The 3,541-nt window shown below is 70.9% G+C and carries 2 protein-coding genes and 1 pseudogene; 2 read left to right on the plus strand and 1 reads right to left on the minus strand.

The window, feature by feature from the left end:
* Nucleotides 1-283: pseudogene (locus VE172_RS00355) on the minus strand (RNA-guided endonuclease TnpB family protein); the annotation flags it as partial.
* A gap of 300 nt (nucleotides 284-583) precedes the next feature.
* On the opposite strand from VE172_RS00355, the gene VE172_RS00360 reads away from it, so the two are divergent.
* The gene (locus VE172_RS00360) at nucleotides 584-3,061 is read left to right on the plus strand and encodes a hypothetical protein (RefSeq protein ID WP_324795526.1); all 2,478 of its coding nucleotides are present in this window, start codon (nucleotides 584-586) and stop codon (nucleotides 3,059-3,061) included.
* Between the two features lie 210 nt (nucleotides 3,062-3,271).
* Nucleotides 3,272-3,541 (plus strand): hypothetical protein (locus VE172_RS00365; RefSeq protein WP_324795529.1); only part of this gene is annotated, 270 nt, incomplete at its 3' end.

Below are 3,541 nucleotides of genomic sequence, written 5' to 3' on the forward strand. Positions count from 1 at the left end.
GGTTCCCCGCCCGGGCATTCGACTTCAGAACGGTGTACGCGTCGGCGACTTTCTTGATGACGTGTTGCGCGGCCTGCGATCCAACACCCTCCGCCCGTATCTGAGCGTAAGTCTTCTTCCTCAGCGTGAAGTTCCTGAACGTGCTGGTGTTGAACGCGATCCGGGACACCTCATTGGCGTGCGTGTTCAGCGTGTGAAGCGTCGACTCAAGCACCGCCGCCTGGTCCGGAGTCGGCGTGAGTTTGACGCGCACCACGACCTTCACGCCGCCAACAACGAACATATGTACCAAGAGATATGGACTTGCGAGATATTGTGTCCCACATCATGCCGCCGTCGCGCGACCATGATGAGAACGACAGGGCACACAACCAGAATGGTTCCGATCAGGCACCGGTATTGTCATGGACGGCTTCTTACTGGTCTGAATCACTGAGTGCCATTGTCGAAGTTTCCTGTTCTGTCATGACATGGCACCAATAGTTCCGGTGAGAGGTCCTGCCTCGTCACATGGCCAGTCCGTGCGGATCCTTGTGGCCGTGGCGGGCGACGGTACGGACAATAAGCTCGGAAAGGCGGGTTGATGCGCAGTTCGGGGTCGCGTGGAGCCCGTGCGAAACGGCGCTCGGCGAAACAACACACCGCGGGCAAGGCCCCGACCCCGGCGGGCTGGCCGGACGGCGACAGGCTGGCCGAGGCGCTGGACGTCAACGCCCTGGCGCGCAAGCTGCTGGAGGACATGGAGCCGGAGACGATCCGGCAGGTCCTGCAACGCATGGAACCCAAGGCGCGCAAGGCGTTGTTCGAACCGCGCAACGTGCCGCTGTCGAAGGTGAGCCTGCGGGCCTCGGGACAGGTGCTGGGGCTGCTGCGGGCCGAGGACAAGCCCGCCGAGAGCAATCTGCTCGGCGCCATGCTGGCCCCCGCCGCGGTGCTGTTCAACGACGCCACGATCGGAAAGCCGCAGGTCACGGGGCTGCGGCTGCGGCTGGTGGACCTGGCGCTCCCGCTGATCGTCCACAGTGAATCTACATTCCAGGGGCTGCGCGCCTGGCACCGCTGGGCCGACGAGTCGTTCGAGGACCTGACCCTGGCGGTCGTGATCGGGCTGAAGTGCTCGCACGCCTGCCTGGCGGGCGCGTACCTGGCCGCCAGCTACCCCGACCTGGCCGAGCGCTACGAGCACCTGCGCGGTGAGTTCCCCGCGATGCCGCAGGCGGCCATCGACCGCCTGACGCCGTCCAACCCGCTGAGCCGCTACCTGGCGGGACGCCCCGACCGCCGACTGCCGTCCACCGCGGTGGAACTGAAGTCGATGCTGTTCGAGGACTCGCAGATGCGGCGGGCCGAGCTCGAGCAGGCCCAGCGGGGGCGGGACGACCTGCAACCGCGGCCCGAAGCCGACGCCGAACCCTCACCGCCCGCGCCGCGGCCCGCCAAGGCGCCCGAACCGGAGCCGGTGCCCGAGCCCGCCGACCTCGCCGACGACGTGCCCGGCGGCCAGGAGCAGCCCGCGCTGCCCGACGTCGCCGAGTGGGCGGCGGCGGTCAACGTCACCCAGCGCGTCACCGAGCAGCTGACGCGGGGCCTGCCGCCCGAACTGGACGACATGTGGGCCCTGATGGGGGTGTCGATTCGGCTGCTCAACATGTCGAAGCTGCTGAGCCGGGTGCTGCGGGCCAACGTGCCCGCCAATCGCGGCGAGATCGATCGCGCGCTGACCATCATCCTGTCCCACCCCGAGCTCAAGGAGCGCCTCGGCGAGGTGCCGCGCACGGTCGCCGAGGTGGCCGCCGCGCTGCGGCGGTTGCCGCCCGTGGAGATCGACGGGGACAAGAGCCCCGCGGACGAGGTGGCGGGCACCGAGGACGCCACCGAGCCCGAGCGGGCCGCCGAGCTCCCGTCCACCGATGATCTGTCCGATCTGGACTCGCTGCTGGACGGCGAGGCGGGCGCCCAGCTGGCCGCCGTCGCGGGCACCCGGAGCGGCGTCGACGGCTCCCGTCCCGCCGTGCCGCAGCCCCGATCATCCACTTCGGACGATACCGACGTCGAGGCGGACGAGGAGTCCGACGACGCCGACGCCGCGGACGACGCCGACGAATCGGCGCTCCTGGACGACCAGCCGCGCAACACCGCGGTGCGCATGGTCGCCGTCGCCATGGCCGCCCGCCACCCGGGCGGGCCGCTGGCCGAGGCGTACGCCGACATGATGGCGCTTCTGGACAGGGACCAGCTCGCCCTCGATCAGCAGGCGCACCAGTTCGCGGCGTCCGCCGCCCTGCCCATGGCCCTGATCGACAACGCCTGCGGCGCCGTGGATCTGCTGTCGGGCGACGTCCCCGGCCTGGAGGGCATGCCCCACCTGCTGGAGTTCCGCGCCGCCATCAACGAGCTCGCCCTGGGCGGAATCGGCCTGTACGACCCCGACCTGAGCGCCCTCACCAACCTGATGGACCGCTGGCAGCAGACCTCCGTGCGCGCCCAGCAGATCCGCGACTCCGCCGACACCCGCACCCTGAAGTACGACAAGGCCACCAAGGTGTACCGCAAGTGGTTGGCCCCCAAGGGAAGGCTCCGCGGCCTGGTGGACGCGATCGCCGACGGCAGCCCCATGAAGGACATCCTGTCGGCCGCCGCCGAATGCCGCCGCCTCGGCGCCGCCCGCGCGGTGGACGACACCGTGGCCGCCGAGTTCGGCGCGGGCCGCACCCGGATCGTGGCGGGCGCCCGCAAGACCCTGATGGACACCTACGACGAGGTCCTCCAGATCGCCACCGACGCCGAGACCATCGCCGCCGCGATCGCCGAGGCCCACGCCGCCGACCGCTCCACCCAGTGGAAGTACAACACGGTGGCCAAGTTCCGCGACCGCTGCCGCGAAAACCTCCGCCGCATCGAGTCCGAGATCGAGGGCCCCTCCTGCCCACATCCCATCGTCTACGGCATGGCGCTGCGCGCCATGTCCCTCGCGGTGACCCCGCTGCCGTCCCTCGGCCCCGAGATCAGCGTCGCCGCCGCCTCCCGCGTGGTCCATGTCGAGCCCCGCCAGGAGGCGTGAGTTGAGCGCCATCGAGCAAGGACTCCCCCGCCCGGACCAGCCCCGGTGCCTCGCATCCGGCCCGTGGCGAGGTGGCGTCGGCCGCTCCCCGTCGGCCGCGGCACCGTGCCCGCAAAGGACTCCCCCGCCCGGACCTCGCACCCGACCCGCGGCGAGACGGCATCGGCGCTCCTCGTCGGCCGCGGCACCGTGCCCGCAGAGGGGGCGTCGGTGAGTACCGCGGACGCCGAACTCCCCGGGCAGATCAGGCTGGTGCTGGAGCGGGTGGCCGAGGTGGCCACCGAGCGGATGGGCAGCGGGTTCGAGGCCGAGCGGCTGCTGGGCAGCACCGAGGGGCTGCGGACCCTGTTGCCGCTGTTGCAGGGTTCGGCGGGATTGCGGGCGCTGCTGCGCCGCGAGCTGGCGGGGCGCCTGGACGACGACGCCGCGGCCGACCTGGTGGCCGCCGACGACGGCGCCGCCGAGCGGGCCATCGCGAAC

The sequence above is a fragment of the Stackebrandtia sp. genome, from assembly GCF_035643755.1.
GTDB lineage: Bacteria > Actinomycetota > Actinomycetes > Mycobacteriales > Micromonosporaceae > Stackebrandtia.